The organism is Subsaxibacter sp. CAU 1640, from assembly GCF_023156585.1.
GTDB lineage: Bacteria > Bacteroidota > Bacteroidia > Flavobacteriales > Flavobacteriaceae > JBPOFM01.
In genome coordinates, this window is record NZ_JALNMI010000004.1 from 482,914 (window position 1) to 503,675 (window position 20,762).

Annotated in this window: 17 protein-coding genes; 3 read left to right on the forward strand and 14 right to left on the reverse strand. The window is 36.3% G+C overall.

The window, feature by feature from the left end; translation table 11 throughout:
• Positions 1-133: 133 nt before the first annotated feature.
• The 10 genes from eptA to M0G43_RS12235 all read right to left on the reverse strand — a co-directional run bounded on the left by eptA (position 134) and on the right by M0G43_RS12235 (position 10,192).
• A complete protein-coding gene (gene eptA, locus M0G43_RS12190; RefSeq protein WP_248026827.1) occupies positions 134-1,654 on the reverse strand; it encodes a phosphoethanolamine--lipid A transferase EptA in 1,521 nt (506 codons plus the stop codon).
• A complete protein-coding gene (locus tag M0G43_RS12195; protein ID WP_248026828.1) occupies positions 1,635-2,561 on the reverse strand; it encodes a phosphatase PAP2 family protein in 927 nt (308 codons plus the stop codon). The genes eptA and M0G43_RS12195 overlap by 20 nt, the downstream gene beginning before the upstream one ends.
• 6 nt (positions 2,562-2,567) lie before the next feature.
• Positions 2,568-3,203, reverse strand: a complete 636-nt coding sequence (locus M0G43_RS12200; protein ID WP_248026829.1) for an HD domain-containing protein — start codon at positions 3,201-3,203, stop codon at positions 2,568-2,570.
• 1 nt (position 3,204) lies between these two features.
• Entirely contained in the window at positions 3,205-3,774 is a 570-nt protein-coding gene (locus M0G43_RS12205; protein ID WP_248026830.1) for a phosphatase PAP2 family protein, read from the reverse strand.
• A gap of 15 nt (positions 3,775-3,789) precedes the next feature.
• Positions 3,790-4,338, reverse strand: a complete 549-nt coding sequence (locus M0G43_RS12210; protein WP_248026831.1) for a phosphatase PAP2 family protein — start codon at positions 4,336-4,338, stop codon at positions 3,790-3,792.
• 224 nt (positions 4,339-4,562) lie between these two features.
• Positions 4,563-5,024 carry a PepSY-like domain-containing protein gene (locus M0G43_RS12215; RefSeq protein WP_248026832.1) on the reverse strand — a complete coding sequence of 154 codons (462 nt, stop codon included), beginning with the start codon at positions 5,022-5,024 and terminating at the stop codon, positions 4,563-4,565.
• Between the two features lie 166 nt (positions 5,025-5,190).
• Complete coding sequence (locus M0G43_RS12220) at positions 5,191-5,664, reverse strand: PepSY-like domain-containing protein (RefSeq protein WP_248026834.1); 474 nt, start codon at positions 5,662-5,664, stop codon at positions 5,191-5,193.
• Between the two features lie 74 nt (positions 5,665-5,738).
• Positions 5,739-8,156, reverse strand: coding sequence for a TonB-dependent receptor domain-containing protein (locus M0G43_RS12225; protein ID WP_248026836.1), 2,418 nt, complete (start codon positions 8,154-8,156; stop codon positions 5,739-5,741).
• A gap of 89 nt (positions 8,157-8,245) precedes the next feature.
• The gene (locus tag M0G43_RS12230) at positions 8,246-9,514 is read right to left on the reverse strand and encodes a sensor histidine kinase (RefSeq protein WP_248026838.1); all 1,269 of its coding nucleotides are present in this window, start codon (positions 9,512-9,514) and stop codon (positions 8,246-8,248) included.
• A 3-nt stretch (positions 9,515-9,517) separates the two neighbouring features.
• Complete coding sequence (locus M0G43_RS12235; protein WP_248026839.1) at positions 9,518-10,192, reverse strand: response regulator transcription factor; 675 nt, start codon at positions 10,190-10,192, stop codon at positions 9,518-9,520.
• 207 nt (positions 10,193-10,399) lie between these two features.
• Between M0G43_RS12235 and M0G43_RS12240 the strand changes: the two genes are divergently transcribed.
• Entirely contained in the window at positions 10,400-11,071 is a 672-nt protein-coding gene (locus tag M0G43_RS12240) for a phosphatase PAP2 family protein (RefSeq protein ID WP_248026840.1), read from the forward strand.
• 43 nt (positions 11,072-11,114) lie between these two features.
• Here the strand turns inward: M0G43_RS12240 and M0G43_RS12245 are convergent, their stop codons facing one another.
• The 4 genes from M0G43_RS12245 to M0G43_RS12260 form a co-directional block, all read right to left on the reverse strand.
• Positions 11,115-14,114: an efflux RND transporter permease subunit gene (locus M0G43_RS12245; RefSeq protein WP_248026841.1), complete on the reverse strand. Its 3,000-nt coding sequence runs from the start codon at positions 14,112-14,114 to the stop codon at positions 11,115-11,117.
• On the reverse strand, positions 14,111-15,031 hold the full coding sequence (locus M0G43_RS12250) for an efflux RND transporter periplasmic adaptor subunit (RefSeq protein WP_248026842.1): 921 nt from the start codon (positions 15,029-15,031) through the stop codon (positions 14,111-14,113). Before M0G43_RS12250 ends, M0G43_RS12245 begins: the two co-directional genes overlap by 4 nt.
• A gap of 6 nt (positions 15,032-15,037) precedes the next feature.
• Positions 15,038-16,318 (reverse strand): TolC family protein, encoded by a 1,281-nt coding sequence (locus M0G43_RS12255; RefSeq protein WP_248026843.1) that lies wholly within the window; start codon positions 16,316-16,318, stop codon positions 15,038-15,040.
• A gap of 221 nt (positions 16,319-16,539) precedes the next feature.
• Positions 16,540-17,742: a site-specific integrase gene (locus tag M0G43_RS12260; RefSeq protein WP_248026844.1), complete on the reverse strand. Its 1,203-nt coding sequence runs from the start codon at positions 17,740-17,742 to the stop codon at positions 16,540-16,542.
• Positions 17,743-18,064: 322 nt separating this feature from the next.
• On the opposite strand from M0G43_RS12260, the gene M0G43_RS12265 reads away from it, so the two are divergent.
• On the forward strand, positions 18,065-19,171 hold the full coding sequence (locus tag M0G43_RS12265; RefSeq protein WP_248026845.1) for a formylglycine-generating enzyme family protein: 1,107 nt from the start codon (positions 18,065-18,067) through the stop codon (positions 19,169-19,171).
• 327 nt (positions 19,172-19,498) lie between these two features.
• Positions 19,499-20,762, forward strand: a 1,264-nt coding sequence (locus tag M0G43_RS12270; protein WP_248026847.1) for an HYR domain-containing protein, incomplete at its 3' end; no start/stop codon positions are given.

The window sequence follows — 20,762 nt, forward strand, 5'->3', positions numbered from 1 at the left end:
TAAATGACAATTTGTTAATCTTTTATTTATTACATTGGCTTCAAATCGCATTATTTCTAATTACTCTTAATTTATGATTAATGAGCTTTTGTGTGAAAATAAATCATGTTAATAGCGATTGAAGAACAATCTTTCACTTATATATATTCATCTTCTCATCATAAATAGTACTATCTATTGCCAAAAAATATAAAACACTGTGAAACACATGATTCTGTGACAAGGTTTTATTTGGTTTTAACTTTTTGGAATCATCAGATAGCCACACGATAAAAGGAATCTCCAACTGTTCTTTTGGCGCAAATGCGGCAGGTATGCCGTGCATATATAGATTATTTTCTCCTAACGATTCGCCATGGTCGGACACAAACATCATCGTACTATTGTAATCCTTTAACTGCATTAAATCGTCTATTAAGCTGGCAAGAAGATAATCTGTATAAACGATGGTATTGTCGTACGCATTGATAAGTTCTTCTTTAGAGCAATCCCCTAATTCCACACTCCTACAAACAGGTGTGAAGGTTTCAAAATTAGGTGGATATTTTGTGTTATACGAGGGTCCGTGGCTTGTGCTTGTGTGTAAAATAATCAATATCTTATCTTTTGGACTGGCTGTGATTTGCTCTTTTAATCCTTTTATAAGAATTTCATCATAATTGCACAGGTCTCCTTCACATTCATTTCTCAAATCTTTTTTATTGAAAAAGTTTTTGATATGTACTGGCGGTTCTCCCCAATTGGTCGTTTTCCATATCACTTCAACATTATTTCTGTATAGATAATTAGGCAAAATCTCGTATAAATCGGTGGTGTCCTTATAATCCAAAACACATTTGACGCCTGCCGTTGTGTAGGTTGCGCAGGAAGTTGCATTAAAGGTGTGAAGATTTTCTATTTTCGACAACAATGGATTGGTGGGCTTGTCATAACCATACAATGAAAAATTTTCGCTTCTTGCAGATTCACCGATGACCAAGACTACGACAGATTTTTCTGTGTCCTTTATGGTCGCATCGGGCAAAAGGATTTCCTTTTTGTTTTCTTTACTCTTATAGATATAATATCTCGACGTATTGACCATATATGACCAAGGCATTGCCAAGGCACCCAATTTGGTTGAATTTTTATCAATCCATCGCCAATTGCCACCATTGACAAAAACCATCACAATGATAAAAAGTAATGTCAATGACCACTTAACCAGAAACGGTTTAAATTTTTCCTTGATTATGTTGACCTGAATTATAAAAAAAACAGGGATGACACCCAATAATATCAAATACATAACCAATCCAAGCGAAAAAAAACTGCTGGCTTCCTCATAATCGGTATTTAAAACATTCCCAATCATCGTGATATCAATAAGAACATTATAGGTATGTATAAAATAGATGGCTATTGAGTTACCGATGAAAAAGAAAACCAACAAAATCTTCCCCACAAATCGTGACAAAAAGAATATGAGATACAGTACAAAAGCATTTGCAACCAACATGATGACTACTAAACTGACAATTAGAAGAATACCGTTAAAGCTTTTGTAATCTACATTGTCGAAAACGAATCTAAAAAAGGGAAAATGAAATAATAAAAAATTAAGGAAACTGGCTATTAAAACAAAATACGTCAGTTTAATAGGCTTTTTTAACATAGATAGTGGTTATTATATATAGTGATGCGAGTAAGCTAGCCAGGGCAAAATAAAATACTACCAAATTTAAGGTAAGTATCCTATTAATTATTAAAATGGCCCAGATTGAGAATAAAATGATGGATATAAAGTAATATTTTTTGTCTGTTAACCAATCGAGTAAACTAAATCGCCGATTGATAATAATACCCAAAAGTGCTGAAATATAGCCTATAATACTCCCAATTATGACATCCAAAGGATAATGCGCACCAACGGCCACTCTGGAAAACGCAATGACAGAACCTATCATAAAAATTAAAATGAACCATGGTATTTTGAATTTTATTTTGGAAGGCATAAAAGCAAATAATATCGAAGTTAATATTGTGAAAGTGGCTATTGAATGACCTGAAGGAAAACTATTATGTGAAACAATTGCTTTTCCTGTAATTACAAAAACATCTCGGTCAAACATAGCTGCTGGCCTCGGTAAGGCAAAAAAACTCTTTAACACATTAGTAAATATGGTTGAGACTAGAAGACCAATTAGCATGGACTGCCATAATTTAGGTGCGTAGACTAACAATAAAGTAAGGAAAGGCAAAAATATAAGAACGTCTCCCAATTGTGTTAAGTTGAACTGGAAATTAGGAAATTTTGATAATATGGAATTTATATAAAAAAAAGAATCCTTTTGAACATTGACATAGCCTTCAACAGACATGCCATCATTGAAATAGAGTAACCAGACAATACATAACAATAGTGTCACAGGGAAAATAAAAGCATTGATTTTCAACTTGTTAAAATTATCTACGACAACTTTGTTGAGTCCCTCAAAGTTCTTTGATAAAAATTCTTTTTTCCAACCTAATGCAATGACATTAATTTTTAATATTCGCAATTGTATGAGAAGATATTCCATAAGGCATTAATTAATCGCATCTTTTTTTAGTTGTTCCAACAGCTCAATATTTCTCTGTTTCCCTTCTTTGAGAACGGTTTTACCAAAATTTGTATGATAGGTATGGTTGATAAGAAATTCCAAGTTCAATTGATACCATTCTTCATCAGTGAATACCAAATCCATATAATTTGCCCATTCGGTTCTCAACAGTTCGTTTTTGAACAGGTAATTCGTACTTGCCAAATGTGATAAGTCAGCATCACACATGACACATTCGAGAAGCGTTTTTGGGTTTTGAGGCATTTTTGTGGCTTTAACACACTTTAAGACTCGTTTTATTTTTTCCTTGGGATAGCTGTGTTCATTTAAATATGTTTTGGCATTATTTGCACTAACATCTTCATGACCTATATATGTTTCAGACATTCCTGTATCATGGAACAATGCTGCGATATTTAAGATTTCCTGTTCCTCATCATTTATGTTTTCATAACCACCTATCAATAACACATTTTCGAAAACTTCTACAGTATGTTTTATGCCGTGAAATGGCAATGCTCTGCATCTACTTTTTCTTAAAATTTCGAGACAGTAATTCTCGATATCCTTCATATTCAAGGCATTCATAATCTGTTCGTGTTCAATTTCAATTGTTTTCATTTTAGAATTTGTATTTAAGGCCAATTAGATAATCGCCTCCACCGCTCTTGAAGGTCAATTCATAATGTTCTTTTTGATAAGGTGTGGTAAATAAATAGGTGCTTCCAACTCCTACAACCACACCACCGAGAATATCCCAACCATCATGTCTATCATGGATACCTTCAACTCTAGTGTAGGCAACCAATCCGGCAACCACATAGGCCGGTATCCCATATTCCCAACCGTATCTTCTTTGTAAAAAGGACGCGCCAGAGAAAGCTACCGCTGTATGTCCAGAGGGAAATGCGTGACCGTCCGTTGCACCATCGGGTCTGGGTTTGTTAATTGCATATTTTAAGGCGTATGTCAACCCTAAAGTTGTACCATAAGATTTAGCGAATTGCCAAAATCCTTGTCTATCTTTTTTGGCAAGAATCACAATTAGTGAAGTCAGGGCTGGTGCATGTTGGGCATAATCCCCAAATGTTTCATATGCTGTTTCCCTTCTTATTTCTGAAGGTGTATCGATTTCTTGAGAGAAACCAATGAGTGGAATGATGGATATAAAAAGACAAATGACAATTTTCATTGATACTAGGATTTGTTAAAATTTATATTTAAAACCAAGTAAATAGTCACCTTCGCTATTGTTAAAGGTGAGTTCCATATGCTCTTGCTGATATTCCGTTGTGAAGAGCAATGTGCTACCAATGCCAACAACGGCACCTGCCAAAATATCCCAACCATCATGCTTTTGTGCGTCTATTCGGCTAAAAGCGGTGAACCCAGCAACCGCATACGCAGGAATGCTATATTTAAATCCGTAGCGTTTGTGGATAAATGAAGCGCCTTGAAATGTAGTAGATGTGTGACCAGAAGGAAATGCATTATCTCCATTTCCAAATGGCCGTGGTTTGTTAAGTGCCACCTTTAACCCATAGGTAACTCCCTGATTGAGCAAAAACCCTTTTGTGAACTGCCAAGTTCCTTGTCGGTCTCCATTAATAAGGGTTACAGTTAATGCAGCAGCGGGAACGGCAATCAAACCTATATCACCAGCAGTCTCAATACCTGATTTTTGAGCAAATGCTAATTGGAAATTTAAGAATAGAAATATTACAGTAATTGGTAAAAAAAACAGATGTTTGCTCATAGATTTAGTTTGTCTAGAATAATATTAAAATGAAGTATTTCTATAAATCTATAAGCGTGGATTATTTATTACAATTCAAATGTATGTAGGAAATCTAAAGAAAATTTAAAGCCAGAACTTGCCTGTATAAATCAAATCCAATATCAATAATTAGCGAATAGAAAAAGCCCACATCCAAATAGATGTGGGCTTTTAGCACTCAATCAATCAACTATGAAACTTAACTAATCATTATCTTCTTCGTCATTTTCTTTCATGACTTCCTTTTTTATAATGTTACCCTTTGCATCTATGGCAACTTCCATGTCGGATTCTCCTTTTTTAATCTCAAATTCATAGAGCATTCCGTTTTTGGTTTCCGATATCTCGGATTCCTTGATTTTATATCCGGCATATGCACCCATTAAGGCCGACTTAACATTCTGTGGAATTTCTTTCTCGTCAATTTCATGCTCTGTTTCTTTCCAAGTGCCGTCTTCGAGAAAGTTAGCCGAATATTCTGTATTGTTCATTTTAAACTCTGCCTCCCATTCGGTAGCATTTTCCTTGTCCCATTTCACTTTTTTTGCTGTAGGGAATTTCTTCGTAAACGCATCCTTAACCTTTTGTGGTACTTGGTCTCCTGACTCAAAAGCAAACATCGTGCAAGCTAAAAATGCTCCTAAAATTATTTTTAATGTCTTCATTTTTATAGTTTTTGAATTATTAATAGTATAAAAGTAGTACCAAATTCTAAAGATTATTTTAAGGAAATCTAAAGAATGTTTCATTTAACATTATAATAAAAAAGGGCGTATCCCATACAAGATACGCCCAAATTAAATAGTGAATTATAAGGGAATCAATTTGCTATTAATCATTGTCAACTTCACTATCTTCATCATCTTCATCTTTCTTTTGCTCCTTTTTTACAATGTTGCCATAGGCATCTATCGCAACTTCCATTTCAATGCCGCCTTTTTCAATACCAAATTCATAGACTTTTCCATCGGCAGTTTCAGAATATTCCATTTCTTCAATGTCGTAACCCTCAAAATTTGATTTAAGTGCTTCGAGAACCACCTGTGGAACATCAGCTTCAGATACTTCATATTCGGTTTCCACCCAAGTGCCATCGTCCATAAAGTTTGAAGAGTGTTCTTTTCCGTTAAGCTTAAATTCTGCTTCCCATTCGGCATCAGATTCCTTCTCCCATTCCACATTTGTTGCATTTGGGAATTTTTGAGCAAATGCATCTTTCACTTTTTGAGGTGCAGAATTGTCTTTGTCACAGGCAATAAAACTTAACAGTATGCCTGTCAATGTTAATAGTGTAATTTTTTTCATTGTCTATGGTTTTATGGATTATGACATAAAAATAGTGCTGAAATCTAAAGATTAGTTTAAGAGAATCTTAAGACTTAAAACTTATATTTCATTCCCAATCTTATAATTTGGGTTTCGTAATAGTTCTCGTAAAGTGCTGTAAAACCCTCTCCTTTTATGCGTTGTCTTAACCCGAAGTTGTTGAATAAATCACTTGCAGACAATGTAATTTCTCCTTTCTTATCCCAAATAGATTTTTTCAGCCCTAAATCTATTGAAGAACGTGCGAGCTCTTCGCCTTGTGGAATATTTCGAGGACTATACCACAAACCTGTCAGCTGCAACTCTAATTCCTTGGGCAAATTGAAGCTGTTTGAAATTTTAAAGTCTCCAGCCTCATCATTTGAAGTTTCAATATTAAATGTACGTTCTGTTGGGAACAATAATGTGCCTTGATAAGCATCAATATGGTTGATATATAGGTTTGCACTTGCAGTTAGCTTCCAAAAGCTGCTAATATCCTGACTAAACAAAATTTCTATTCCTGAATTGGTACTACTGTCTACATTAGAGTATATTCTATTTACAATATCATATTGTGGATTGCTATTGTCGACACTAAATATGCGCAAATAGGCATCGTTAATTTCACGATGATATACTGCTGAAAACAACGAACCAGAACTCCAATTGTAGCGATGCGCCAATTCAAAACTATTTGTAGTTTGCGGACGTAAATACGGGTTTCCTACCTTTAATAATTCTGGGTCATCATACTTTGGAAAAATACGCAATTCAGGTTCGCCAGGTCTATCTATTCTTCGATTATAAAATACAGATAGTTTATTTTTATCATTCAATTTATAGGAAAACCGTACACTTGGAAACAATTCAAAATAATCATATTTATCATTACTTGGATAGTAGGCATTTTGCGGGTCCAGTACATAAGACACATCTGTTTGTTCTGCACGTAAACCTGCTTCTACATCAAAACGTTCTTTTTCCAACAGATAGTTTCCGTAGAACGCGTATAGGTTTTCTTTCCATGTTGAAAAATCGCCCAAATTAGGATAAATTATAGATTCGTTTCCTCGATTAATCGTATAGTCCACAGGCAAATTCCTGAATCTCACTTTTGCTCCAGCTTCAATTTTACCACTGCTCAATGCACGTGCATAATCTGTTGACAAGCTTGTAGTATGTTCAATAGCTCTAATATTGGTCATATCCCTACCAATGCGAACCGCAGAACTATCATTTAAAAAATAGCTTTCATCTTCCAACCCTCGTGTATATTGAACGTTTGCAGACAAAGAATGTCCCGCTTGCGGAAAACTATGTTTGTAATTTGCAGCCACATTTATAAAACTGGTAATTTCTTCTTCTTTCCAAGTGTATAGACGGTTACGAACGTTATTATCTAAATTGATAAAAGCAACTTGCGAGGTATCAATATGTTTTTCTCTGTCAAACATTCCAGAAAGTGTGATGGCATCGTTATCGCTCAATTCCCAATCTACTCCCCCTGTAATTATGGAACGAAACTGTCTTCTGTTTTCCGGAACTTGCGAAATGATATTACGACCATCATCGTAATTTCTCGTGGTAAATTCATTATTTGGCAACGCTTCTTGAATGATGAATTCCGATTGCAAAAAATAATTCAAATTATCCGTTCTGTAATTGAGATTCAAGCTTGGAATCAATTTGGGATTTACAGAAAAACTGCCATAATCTGTTGGTGTATCTTCTTTTCGTTTAGATAATGCTCCCAATCCAAAAGAAAGTCCCACGTCTCCATTTAAGCCTGTTTGTTTTTCCTTTTTATAAACGATATTTACAATACCAGCAAAACCGTTGGCATCGTATTTTGCAGATGGATTGTTGATGATTTCAATACGTTCAATATTAGAGGCAGGAATATTGCTTAAACCTTTTTGATTGCCAAAACCTGTAAGGCTCGATTGTTTGCCATCTATCAAAACCACGACTTTATCACTGCCACGCAACACTACTTTTCCTTCCTGGTCAAAAGCAACACCTGGCATTGTTTTCATAGCATCCACCACAGAACCGCCAGATTGCGCCACATTATCAGCGAGACTAAAGGATTTTTTATCAAGTGCCGAATTCACGGTTGCCCGTTTTGCTTCAATGGTAACTTCATCTAATGCTGCGGCAGAAGGTTTTAGTTCTATTTTTCCTAAATCGAAAATGGGATTGAGTCCGCCAGAAGCAATTTTCCGCTGTACGGTTTCATAACCTAAATAGGTAATATTAACGATATACTTTCCTGTTTTTAAATCCTTGATTTCAAATCGACCGTTATCATCGCTTATTGTTCCAGTAACTATGGCATTTGTGGCTTCATCATTTACAGATACACTCACAAATGGTATGGCTTCTTGAGTTTCTTGGTCTATGATTTGACCCGTAATGGTAATTGTTTCTTGTGCATTTACCAGGATTGAAGTTAATAGTAAAAGTATTGTAAGCGTTTGCTTTATCATTAGGTTTCAATTTTTAAAATACAAAAGTAGGGTTGAAATCTAAAGGGAAATTAAAGTAAAACTCCAAATTGAGTTAAAATGCAAAGAAGTTATTTGTTAAAATCTATCTGAAATATGTGCGCACCCTGTCCATTGATTATGGAAGGTTGAAAACGGTAGGTTGGCGTAAATCCATAAAACTCACAGATTTTTTTGACAATGGCAAGACCAAGTCCTGATGATTGTGCATTATTGCCTTCCCGATATAAGCGAAGGAAGATTTTTTCTGGGTTGTCGAGCGGATGCTCACCGCTATTTGTAACAGTAAGAACGTTTGATGTGGTTACAATCTCAATGTTCTCGTTGTTCTTCGTGTATTTGATGGCATTGGAAATGAGATTGTTAATCAGTATGTCAGTAAGAAACGGGTCCATCATTGTCACTAATTGGGCATTGGAAGTATGCAAAATATGCCTAATTTCCAACTCCTTGAAACCTTCAATCTTTTCATTGATAAGGTTAGTGATATTGACTTCTTCAACATTGACAAATTGATTATTATCGATTTTAGTTAGTGTGGTTATCCTTTTATTAAGTTGTTTAAGTCGCTGAATATCTTGTTGGATAGAAGTAATCTGTTCGAACTGTTTATCATTTATGGCGTGTTCATTAATGATATTGTCAATTTTTGCTTGGATAATTGCAAGCGGTGTTTGAATTTCGTGCGACACATTTTCCGTAAACTGTTTCAAGTTTTGGTAATCTGTCCTTACTTTGTTCGTCAAAAGTAAGATTTGGGTTTTGAGCTCCGAGAATTCCAATATATCGCTATCTGCCAAATCAATGGGTTCCTCTGATGCAAGGGAAAACGTTTTCATCTGCTCCAGATTGTCAAAAAATGGCTTCCATAGCTGTAGGTTTCTTGCAGTATTGAAATAGAAGAGAAAGATAAAAGCAATCACAAAGATGGCTATGTTTGAGAAAACGATGGCCAACAAAATGTCTTCCGATTCTACCACCAAAGTCCTGACGGTTATGTGGTAATACACATTGTTTATATTTTTATAAGTAGAAAGTTCACGAAAAAGCTCCATTTCATCCTGTGAGGGGTCGTAGATGACAGTGTCCTTTAGGACTGTTGGCTTTAAATCCTCAACCGTCTTAACCTCTGCGACTGGTGGCAATGAAAACACTTGTTTATTTAAATTTAAAGAAGCCTCTACTCGTGCTTCAGTTGAATACAATTCTTCCTCTACCTCCTTTTGCAACAGATTCTTTGTATAAAAGTATAAAGCTATACTGCTCAATATTGCCAAAACCAAACCGGTCAACAGAAAGGTTTTAGAGGTTTTTCGTATGAGTTTTGTTTTCTTTTCCACCTACTAATCTTCTATGAATTTATAGCCACTCCCATAAGCCGTCTTGATATATTTTGCTCCTTCCGCTGTCAATTTTTTTCTCAAATTATTGATGTGCACGTAAATAAAATCAAAATTATCCAACAAATCGCTATCGTCGCCCCAAAGATGTTCTGCGATGATTTCCTTGGAAAGTACACGACCTTTATTGGATATAAAAAATACCAGCAAATCATATTCCTTTTTAGTCAAGGACATTGACTTTCCATCGATGTAAGCAGTTCTGGATTTAGTATCGATTCTAATTTCGTTGAATTCAATCATCTCGTCTCCACCAAATTTACCGCGTCGTAAAACAGCCGTTATCCTTGAATTGAGTTCCGCAAGATGGAAGGGTTTTGTAATATAATCATCTGCTCCAAGGTCAAGCCCTTCCAATTTATCATTGAGTGAATTGTTTGCCGAGATAATGATGACACCAGACCGTTTTTTCTCTTTACGCAATATTCTTAAAATATCTATTCCGCTTCCAGTATTTAGGTTAATATCCAAAATGATGACATCATAATCATACATATGGATTTTATGGGAAGCTTCGAGAAAATCCGATGCCACTTCACAAACGTGGCCGTCACGCTGTAAATAGGTAACGATGGATTGTTGTAAATCGATTTCGTCCTCGGCTATTAAAAATTTCATTTTTTAGGTTTTGATACCGTAAATGTCGTCATAGATTCTAAAGAAATATTAAAGCAGAAAACGCCAAAACCAAGACGGGTTTAAATTGTCTTTAGAATTAAGACATACCTTGTTAACTTTTCCAAATATATCTGTTAGTTTCCATTAAAAATGCAACACGAACTTAAAATTATTATTAATAAATGTAAAACCTTTTTATCCCACAAATTGGGAAAAGACAACGAAAAGTTGCCGTATGTCATTATCATAGGAGTTGCATCCATCATTGTTTTGGGCAGCATCAAACTTTTTACCGAACTTACAGAAAGTCTGAAAACCAAATTATTTTCCAACCTTGACCTTCGGATTAGTGATTATATCATTTCGTACAGAACACCTGCCCTCACCAGGTATTTTACATTCGTTACCAACTTTGGTGATTGGTATGGCTATGTCATCGTATTGATTGTATGCGCCATTATGTTTTACCTGATTTTCAAAAATTGGAAAAACGTCGTCCAACTAACCACAGTATTGTTGCTGTCCTCGGTTTCAAATATTATACTGAAACAAATTACCCACAGGGCAAGACCCGACATTAAGCATTTGGTAACGGTTGAATCGTTGAGCTATCCTAGCGGCCATACAATGACCGCAATGGCATTTTATGGATTTTTAATCTACTTATTATACACCTTCAAAATAAACAAAATTATAAAAGCTGGTGTTATTACATTATTTGTCCTGCTCATTTTGAGTATAGGTATCAGCCGAATTTATCTTGGCGTACATTTTCCTTCGGATATTGTTGGTGGCCTCATTGCTGGTTTTATTTGGGTTGTTTTTAGCGTTCTTATTTTGAATATATTAAAAGTTTTCCAAGGAGACCCGAACATGTAGAAATTGGATACCCCGAACAATTCCTCAAAATTTCAGAATAAAATCATGCTTTTATTATCTTCAATATTGTCGGCAAAACAATCAGCAATAATGGCAATGCAAACACCAATCCACCAATGACAGCAATTGCCAACGGTTGGTGCAATTGTGCTCCTGCTCCAATACCCAAAGCTAAAGGTGTCAATGCCATTATGGCTGCAAATGCCGTCATCAATTTTGGTCGCAATCGTGCCGCAATGGAATATTCAATTTTTTGAATGTGCGTGAGGGATGCATCACTTTCCTGATACTGTCTGTACGTGAAAATCGAGTTTTCACCAATAATACCGACAATCATAATGATTCCAGTGTAGCTTCCAACATTCAAGGGCGTTCCGGTTAGGTATAAACTCAACAAACTTCCAGCAACCCCCAAAACAGCAATCACAATTATTGCCAAGGCAATTTTAATCTTTCTGAAGAGGAACAATATCACGATAAATACCAGCAGTATCGCCGAAATTAAAATCATCATCAATTCTTTAAAAGCTTTCTGTTGGTCTTTATACGCTCCTCCATATTCAATGGAATAACCAGCTGGTAACGACAGGTTTTTACCCAAATGGCTTTGAATATCTTTTAAGGTTGAGCCTAAATCACGATTGTTGAGTCGTGCCGTAATCACACCCATAGATTTCTGATTTTCTCTATTTATTTCAGCGACGCCTTTGCCCATTTCAATAGTTGCTACTTTATTAATTGGTACGCTCGAACCATTTGGCAATAAAATATCGGTATTTCTAATATCTGAAACAGACGTTTTGAGGGCATCAGGATAAATAAGACGTATATCGACTATTTGTTCTTTGTCAATCATGGAACTGACTACTGTCCCTTCAATTTGCGTTTGTAACTGCAATTGAAAATCCGCAACGGTCATTCCCAATTGTGCCAGTACGGGCACATTCGGTATAATGGATAAACTTGGTCCTGCCACAATAATTCCATCGTTAACGTCCGCTGTGCCCTGTACGGTTGCAACTTCTGCAGCAATTGTTTTAGACAATTCTTCTAATTTGTTGATGTCGTTTCCAAAAACCTTGATTTCTATAGGCTGAACGGAACTCATCAAATCACCCAACATATCTCCAATTACTTGTCCAAAATCAATGGTCAATTGGGGTAGTTTTTCTTCAATGCGCTTTCGTATTTCATCCGAAACCTCGGTTGTAGATTTATTTCGTTTGTCTTTCAGTTTTATCAAATAATCGCCTCGGTTGGGTTCGGTAATAAAGAATCCCATCTGTGTTCCCAATCGTGCTGAATAGGCTTCAACTTCAGGTTGCGTATCCAAAACACCATTTACGATTTGCAACATCCTATCGGTTTCTTCTAATGTTGTTCCTGATGGGCTGTTATAGTCCAGAACGATGCCGCCTTCATCCATTTCAGGCAAAAATCCTGAAGGTAATTTGGAAGGAACCACAATTAAAATAGCAACACAAACCAATAAAAAAACAATCCCGATAATGGGTTTACCAAGTACGCTGTGAATCCATTTTGTTTTTGGTTCGTGTTTACGTTTTACCGATTTATTTCTTGTAAAAATGATTGACAGTACGGGAACTATCAACCAAGTGACCAAGAAAGAAGCGGACAATGCGATAATCATACTGAACGCCATTACCTGAAAATAAGCGCCTGCAACACCTGTCATCATTACAAAAGGAATAAAAATGACCAAGGTGCTCAACGATGAACCTATCATTGCTGGCAATAAGTGTGTTATGGCCTCGTGGGCAACCCAAGGCATTGGTTGTTCGGGGTGTTCTTCCCTTATCTTATGAATTTGCTCTATAATGATGACCACATCATCTATCATCAAACCAATGGCCGCTGCAACTGCACCCAAGGTCATAATATTAAACGTATAGCCAATGGCATCAAGAACAATCAGCGTTAACGATAAGGACACAGGAATGGTAAATAATACGACCATACTTACCGAGAATGAACGTAAAAATAAAATGACCACCAAAAGCGCCAATACCAAGCCAAACCAAAGCACGTCCTTAATACTTGCGATACTTGTGTTTACAAAATCTGCTTGTTTGTAATAGGGTTTTAATTCGACACCTTTGGGAAGCATCTTTGAGAGTTCTGCAACCTTTTGCTCTATCGTCCTATTCACGTCGATAAGATTGGCAGTGGGTTGCTTTACGACCGCGATAATCGGGACGTTCTTTCCATTGGCAAGGATTTTTACATATTCCTTTACTTCCTTCACTTGAATATCAGCCACGTCTTTCAACCGAATCAATCGGTTCGCGCTATTGATAATGACCAGATTTTGTAAATCGTCAATGTCATCCACAGCATTATCGGTAAGGGTCAAATACATTCTATTGTAATCTGTGATATACCCGTTGGACTGCAATAAATTGGAATTGACCACAGCATTTTGAATGGTTGAAATGGAAATCCCAAGGGATTTGATAATATCGGGTTTTAAAATCACCTGAAATTCCTTATCCTTTCCACCGATTACGGCAATATCTGAAACCCCTGGGGTTGCGGCCAAAAATGGTTTGACTTGATATTTTGCAATTTTCTTTAAATCTACTTGTGATAGACCTTCGCCTTCCAAGGAATAGCCCATAACAGGCAAAATGGAAGGATTCATCTTTTCTACGGAAAACACGGTATTGGGCAGAATACTTCCCTGTGATTGGTTGATAAAGGATTCTATTTGGGCTTTTGCCGTATTGATATCCATATTCCAATCCAGAAAAACCGAAATCTCGCAACTGCCACGAGAAGTTGTGCTGCGGATATATTGCAAGCCTTCCGTTCTGCGAATGATATTTTCCAAAGGAATGGTTACAGTGGTCATCATTTTGTCCACAGGTTGCTGACCTGCATCTGCAATGACCTTGATTTTTGGGAACGTAATATCTGGAAATAAGCCTGTCTTTAAATTCTGATAGGAAAGGACACCTCCAATAAGTATGAGAACACCTATGGCAAGCAACGGAAATTTATAATTGGAATGCAGTCTTTTCATTGTTTCTTCGTGCTTACAATGGTTGAATCCTGCATTTGATATGCACCTTCGGAAATGACCAAGTCATTAATTTTTAGGCCATCGGATTTCACTTGAACAAGAGAATCATTTTTAAGTGATGGCATTACGGTTTGCTTTATGGCAAGGGAATCGTTTACCACTTTCATTACCCAAAATTCTGATAACAATTCATTGGTCTGTAAGGCAGTTTTGGGAATTGTCATTGCGCTTGTATCTTGTTTGTAAATAGTTCTTACCTGAACATTCAAGTTTTCAGGAAGGTTGGCGTCTGGCAGGGCAATCAAAAATACCTGCGATTGTGCCACTGGGTCAATGGTGGGAAGTGTACCAGTAACCTGTGTATTAAGCACTTCGCCATTTTGCAAAATAATTTCACAGGATGTACCTATTTGGATAGCATCTTCATATTCGTAAGGCACATTCACCTGTATCACTAACGATTTAGGTTGTACCACAGTGGCCAAGACATCACCTTCAGCCACATAATCATTCGCGGTCACATTTAGAACCGTAAAAACGCCCGTGGCATTACTTCTAATGGTAATTGGGCTCACAAACTTTGACAGTGAACTGTCTATTTTGACTGCTTCTTTTAGGGCATCCTGTTCTTTGGTCCTGACAGATGCAAAGGTTTGTCCACTTCTAATGTTATCGCCAATTTTAAATTTCATCCAAGAAATATAACCAGTAACATTTGAGCGTATATTTTCTTTTTTTTGATACTGCGTAACACCATTGAAAGTAAGGTATTCCTTCATATCATTTTGTTGGACAGCAACTGTGGTAACGCTGATTGGCGCTTTTTTTTCTGAAACCGTATCCGTCTTTTTTTTACAGGCGGAAAAACTGATAACAATCAATAAAGTGATTATATATTTGAAGTATTGGTTTTTCATATTTTATTACCAGTTTATAAAGTTATATTGGCTCTGCAATAACCAATAGTTGGTCTGCATTTGAAGTCGCGTATAGGCATTGAGTTTGTAATTTTGAATGACGTTTAAGTAATCCACAATAGAAACTTGGCCTTGAACCAATTTCCCTTTATAGATTTCCAAAATATTTTCTTGTTTTTTCAATTGTTTGTCCAGCAATTGCATTGAGGTTTCCAACGCCTCAATTTGTTGTGCAATGCTTTTGAGGTTATTATCCATCTGTACTTTGGAATTTTCTCTATAAAACTCTAAATTTTCTTCTTTCAAGACACTTTGTTGTGCATTGTACTTACGCTGTTTCCCATCATAAATCGGAATGGTCAATCGCAGTCCCGCACTCGCTCCAAATTTGTGATAAATGTTGGGAATTTCCACAGCATTCAAGCCTGTATTGGCATAAGCTGAAAGTTGCGGTTTATATTGATTTTCAAAAACCTGCTGATTGGCAACGATTTGAAGACTGTCATTCTCAAATTTTTTCTCATAGAAAAACTGCGAAGGATTTTGAGTGTCAACAATTTGAGGCCGCTCCAATTGGGCAATAGTTCCAGCTGGAATGCCGCTTAAAGTATATAATTGATTGATGGCTACCTTGAGGTTGTTTTGTATTTGTTGTAATTCCAATTTCTTTCCGTCAATATCCAATTGCAACAACAAATAATCGCTTTCCATTAAAACAGCGCGCTTCACCAACAATTCAACAACCTGCAATCGATTTTCGAGGTCTTTAAGAATTTGCTTTGTAAAACCCTCCTGTAATTGTAATTGGTATGCCATTATATAGGCATCTGCAATATTCTTCACAAGATTATGTGAGATTTCTTCAGAAGAAAGCGAGATGGAATTATTCAGGATTTTATTTTGAAACAATATATTATCGGTAATGGCCTGATTGAACAGGTTTTTGGTCACATTAATTTGTGCAGAATACAAGCCACCATTTGTAATGCCCACATCATACCCAAACGCAGAATTTGAAGGGGTTGTAGTTATATCTATAGGTTTTCCGTTGTTATTAAAATAAGGTGCGACCAAAACTTCCGAAGTTGCATTGACCAAAAATGCATTGTTTTGGGCTGTAATGATGCTGTTTTGAAGTTCTCCGACTTTTAAAAGATTATTATTTTCCTTTAAAGTCGGGACGTTTACTTTTGCTTGATTTATAAAATAATCAAGACTTACTGAATTTTGTGCTACAAGATTGAAGCCTAAAAGTAATATGAAAAGTAAAATTATTAATCGTCCCAACTTTGGATAGTGTATTTATTTAATTTAAAGATAGTTATAAATAACTTCATTGTGCCTGACAAGGGAAGGACGGTAATTCTTTAAAAACAAAACATTCCTTCCCTAACAGGACTTATATTGTAACAAATGTATACAGAGAATCTAAAGATTTTTTAAAGAAGAATCCGATATGATTTGCTATTTGATAATTTTTCCCATCATGAAGATTTTACAAACCAAGTTCAAAAGTTTGTAACCTTGTCTAAAGCGTCATCAGTATCTTTCTGAATAAAATTGGACTGGTAAAGAATTGTAGTAGTAACGGAGGAATGTCTATATAATTTCTGCAACAACTGAATCGGAATTTTATCTCCGGATATATTACCAAAAGAATGGCGTGCAATATGCATACTTATTTTCTTATCAATTCCAGCTTTGGCTGCTATAATTTCAAGTCTTCTATTAAAATTTCGAGTTGCTGTCTTTATTCGAGTTTTTAACAATCTCTTGTCGTTGATGTTGACTCCTTCAAGTTCTTTAAATACAAACATAGAATTTTCATCCTTGTCTAAATTTTCCAGAATAACCAAAGCTTTTTCTGGGATTTTCAGAGATACCAGCTTATTATTTTTTCCCATTCTATAATGCAGTCTACCATCTAAAAAATCTTTCCATTTCAACATCAACAAATCTCCTACCCTAATACCAGCGAAATAAAAACTTATTAGCCAAACATTCAACGCGTATTGTTGTGCTTCCGTGAGATTTTCAATGGATTCAAGGATTTTTATTTCATCCATGTTCAGACCAATTTTTTTTGTTTCAGGAAATTTTATTTGATATTTTCCTTTTCCAAAGGGATACGATTGAACATTGCTTAAGGATTTGGATTTTGCCAAATTACATATTGTCCTTAAAGTAATCATATAATTTGCTATGGTTCTATCTGCAATTTTTCTTTTATTTCTCAAAAAACTTTCAAACTTTCTTAAAATTTCAACATTCAATTCATTGACATAAAAAGATTCCCTTTTTAGAAAGTTTTTAAATATTTCTATTCGCTTTTCTTGAATATCATGTTGATGGAATTGTTTTCTATCCTTGATTTGCGCAAGAAAAATCTTTGCAACAGTAAAGAACTCATTATCATCTTCAGAAGTGACTTGTTCCTTTATGCTTATGGATGTCATGCGTTCATCATCAATTTCAGCATTGAGGAGTCTCTTATTTATTTTTGATAGCTTCATTATGATAAGCTGATTTATTTCTAAATAATCAGGATGTGAACTTTTAACGCAACAATTTTTTGAATCCCATTGATTCATTTTAATAGCTTGTCCCAAATAAATATATGACGGTTTTCTATCCTTAATAATTCTGATGCTTATAGGATGTAAATTATTGGCATTTGGCCTTTTGACCAAAAAAGGAGATATTGACGACATAAAAATATATTATATATAAAGATACAATTTTTTGCTAAAACATAGCTAAAACATTTTATGCCATTAATTGATATAATTTGATATCATACAAAATTAAAAAGCACATAATTAATTGATTTTAAACGCATTAATTAGTTAATGATATCTGCCGTCCTAAATTCATAACCCGGAGGTCACGAGTTCAAATCTCGTTCTCGCTACAAATTGAAATCTGTTTCAGAACGAACGGTTTAGTTCACTCTAAACCGTTTTTTTATGCTTTCTTCATTCATTTGACTAAATTAGTCACAGATTTTGCAATTTATACAGTTATCATTTTCTAATGAAGAATCTTATACCTATAATTTCCATTGGAGCTCTTCTCCTTATTTCTAGTAGCTGTAAATCTGACAAAAAGTTGCCTGCCCCAGAAAAACATGCTGGTATGAAGACCTCTACCGTTTTGATAGAAAAACCTTCGGACATTACAACCCCAGAAGGTATGGTATGGGTAGCAGGGAAAACTTTTACTCAAGGAGCGAAAACTGGTGATGAATACGCAATGCATAGAGAGATGCCTGCTCACGAGGTGACAGTTGACGGCTTTTTTATGGATATCACGGAAGTTACCAATAAGCAATTCAAATCTTTTATAGATGCCACAGGTTATGTCACCGTGGCGGAGCGCCCTATTGATTGGGAAATAATGAAAAAAGAGTTGCCGGAAGGAACACCAAAACCACACGACTCTGTCTTGCAGCCAGGAAGTTTGATATTCAATAAAAATGTAAAGAAGGTGGCCACAATGGGAAACTATTCTCAATGGTGGACTTGGAAAGTAGGCGCCAACTGGAAGCATCCTCAAGGTCCTGGTAGCGACATCATTGATAAGGACAACTATCCTGTAGTGCATATTACGCATGAAGATGCAGTGGCATACTGTCAATGGGCCCATAGACTTTTGCCTACTGAAGCGCAATGGGAATCTGCTGCCCAAGGCATTTTTACGGACGCAATTTATACATGGGGAAACAATCCAGACTTACTGAATGAAAACGCCAATACTTGGCAAGGGGTTTTCCCTATCAAAAATGAATCAAAAGATGGCTTTGAATTGATTGCTCCTGTTAAATCCTACCTCCCAAACTCCATTGGTATTTATGATATGATGGGCAACGTTTGGGAACTTACCAACGATAGGTTCAATGTCAATTATTATAAGGAGTTAAACACCTCCATGCCGATAATGAATCCATCCGGTGCCAGTATACCCTATTCCCCTAATAATCCCTATCAAAAAGAATATGTGATGAAAGGAGGTTCGTTTTTGTGCAATGCCTCTTATTGTGCAAGTTTTAGAATATCAGCACGTATGGGTACGAGTGTAGATTCAGCTTCTGATCATTCTGGTTTTAGGACAGTAGTAACCGTTGGAATGCTCAATAATTGACATTCTAGCTTAAGTTACTTAATATTGTTTATTATTTGTACTCTAATTATCTCTTTTGGAGCTAATTGTCAATTATCATTTATACATAAAATTCAATTAAGTCTTAAAATTTCTAATTTTTTAAGACCATTTCTTCATATATGCATTTCATCGGTTTTTTATGCATTAAATTATTGAATTTCAATATTTAAAGAATTTAATTGCACTTAAGCGATTAATTTATTCATTTGGAAATCACAATTGTAGTTTTGTCTATCCCCTCATAATTCCCTCATTAATAGTTAATAGCAAATTATATAGAAATAATTTGAATAAAAATTGACGACAATGAAGCAAAATTACAATAACCTACTGATTCAATCGGCTTTTATTCTTCTCTTTGCGATACAATTGCAAGCACAATCCGGCATATATGAAAGTTATGCTATTTTGAACATTAACGGGAATGGAAATGTTTATTACGATTTACAAGCCAACACAGCAAATGCAGATTTTGAAGGCTCAAATTTGGGTTCATTCGACTGTACAGGATCTCTACTTCTCAATGGAGCACAAAATAAAATCTACAAATGCGGTTCGGATGATATAATTAATGGTTATTTCCAATACAGGATATATTTAACAACCGATACACCTCCGTCATTTTCAAGCTCCTCCGAAATCTTTTATACAACAGATGATGGTTCTTCAACAATTTGCACACCAGGCATTAATCAAATTTGGGAAACTAACGCTGCAGGCATTAATGTTTTAAATGGTCTTTCTGCTGGAACCTATTATCTGGAGGTCTTCACTCAGGCTGATTTTACCTATTCCGTGGGTTCGGGAACACATTATGCTAACAATAGTGCTAATAATTATAAGGCAACATTTTCCATTATTGCTGACACTACCAATCCTGTCATTTCTGGCTGCCCCGCCAACATCTCCGTGACGAACGACGCAGGCAACTGTTCCGCGACCGTCACCTGGACTCCCCCAACCGCTGCGGACAACTGCTCACAGACCCTCACTAGTTCGCACAGCCCTGGCGATACATTTGCTCTAGGTACTACAACAGTGACATATACCTCAACGGATGCCGCTGGAAACATTGATACCTGTTCTTTTGACATCACCGTCAGCGACAACGAAAACCCGGTCATTTCCGGCTGCCCCGCCAACATCTCCGTGGCGAACGACGCGGGCAACTGCTCCGCAGCAGTCAGCTGGACACCGCCAACGGCCTCGGACAACTGCTCACAGACACTGACAAGTTCTTACAGTCCTGGCGATACATTTGCTCTAGGTACCACAACGGTGACATATACCTCAACGGATGCCGCCGGCAACCTTGATACCTGTTCTTTTGACATCACCGTCAGCGACAACGAAAACCCGGTCATTTCCGGTTGCCCTGCAAACATCACCGTGGCGAACGACGCGGGCAACTGCTCCGCAGCAGTCAGCTGGACAGCTCCAACGGCCTCGGACAACTGCTCACAGACACTGACAAGTTCTCACAGTCCTGGCGATACATTTGCTCTAGGTACCACAACGGTGACATATACCTCAACGGATGCCGCCGGCAACATTGACACTTGTTCTTTCG

What these genes read in the sequence shown, in the direction of transcription:
- M0G43_RS12205 (WP_248026830.1), bottom strand. Translation starts at nt 3,774, where the DNA reads ATGAAAATTGTCATTTGTCTTTTTATATCCATCATTCCACTCATTGGT.
- M0G43_RS12265 (WP_248026845.1), top strand. Translation starts at nt 18,065, where the DNA reads ATGAAGAATCTTATACCTATAATTTCCATTGGAGCTCTTCTCCTTATT.
- eptA (WP_248026827.1), bottom strand. Translation starts at nt 1,654, where the DNA reads ATGTTAAAAAAGCCTATTAAACTGACGTATTTTGTTTTAATAGCCAGT.
- M0G43_RS12220 (WP_248026834.1), bottom strand. Translation starts at nt 5,664, where the DNA reads ATGAAAAAAATTACACTATTAACATTGACAGGCATACTGTTAAGTTTT.
- M0G43_RS12195 (WP_248026828.1), bottom strand. Translation starts at nt 2,561, where the DNA reads ATGGAATATCTTCTCATACAATTGCGAATATTAAAAATTAATGTCATT.
- M0G43_RS12200 (WP_248026829.1), bottom strand. Translation starts at nt 3,203, where the DNA reads ATGAAAACAATTGAAATTGAACACGAACAGATTATGAATGCCTTGAAT.
- M0G43_RS12235 (WP_248026839.1), bottom strand. Translation starts at nt 10,192, where the DNA reads ATGAAATTTTTAATAGCCGAGGACGAAATCGATTTACAACAATCCATC.
- M0G43_RS12260 (WP_248026844.1), bottom strand. Translation starts at nt 17,742, where the DNA reads ATGTCGTCAATATCTCCTTTTTTGGTCAAAAGGCCAAATGCCAATAAT.
- M0G43_RS12210 (WP_248026831.1), bottom strand. Translation starts at nt 4,338, where the DNA reads ATGAGCAAACATCTGTTTTTTTTACCAATTACTGTAATATTTCTATTC.
- M0G43_RS12215 (WP_248026832.1), bottom strand. Translation starts at nt 5,024, where the DNA reads ATGAAGACATTAAAAATAATTTTAGGAGCATTTTTAGCTTGCACGATG.
- M0G43_RS12225 (WP_248026836.1), bottom strand. Translation starts at nt 8,156, where the DNA reads ATGATAAAGCAAACGCTTACAATACTTTTACTATTAACTTCAATCCTG.
- M0G43_RS12250 (WP_248026842.1), bottom strand. Translation starts at nt 15,031, where the DNA reads ATGAAAAACCAATACTTCAAATATATAATCACTTTATTGATTGTTATC.
- M0G43_RS12245 (WP_248026841.1), bottom strand. Translation starts at nt 14,114, where the DNA reads ATGAAAAGACTGCATTCCAATTATAAATTTCCGTTGCTTGCCATAGGT.